This window comes from Vibrio sp. 2134-1, assembly GCF_033339495.1.
In genome coordinates this window covers 1-544 of the sequence record NZ_JAWOUS010000843.1, presented here as the reverse complement: position 1 = coordinate 544, position 544 = coordinate 1, and the positions used below count along the sequence as shown (strand labels likewise).

Below are 544 nucleotides of genomic sequence, written 5' to 3'. Positions count from 1 at the left end.
AACTGGGAGAATGGCACCAAGGTGATACTCAATACGAAGATGAGACTCCGCTAGCAACTATGCACTTAGTGTATGCTGGTCGGACAATATTCACTGAGCATCAAGCGTTACAAGGTGAAGTGGCGATTCAATCTATTGCCGACATGATCGAACAAGAAATGTTGTTGCCAGGCTTTGCTCCATTGCGAAAACAACAAATTCAACACTGGAAAATCTACAACTCCCTAGGTCTGAATACTGAACGGGTGGATAAGAAAGCCCTTGATGAACTTTGTTTTTCTACTTGGCTGACCGAACAATTGGCAACGCTCGGCGTTGAAAGTGTTGATGACATCGAGTTGTTCGAGGCCGATGACCTTCCATTTGAAGGCATTCCCGAGTGGCAATACAACGACTTCGCAGAGCAGTACCCTCTGAAGCTCGTGTTAGCTGAGCTCAAGCTTGAAGTGGAATATTTTGTGTCTCGCAAGTTGGTTCATGTCATCTACACAGAAGGAAATCGCAAAGGTGACCCTAAACGCTGGGAACTTCCAAGATGGGCTGG

The 544-nt window shown here is 46.1% G+C and carries 1 pseudogene; it reads left to right on the top strand.

Annotation, left to right across the window (positions count from 1 at the left end):
• Positions 1 to 544, top strand: a pseudogene (locus tag R7R78_RS28860) (ATP-dependent RNA helicase); the annotation flags it as partial.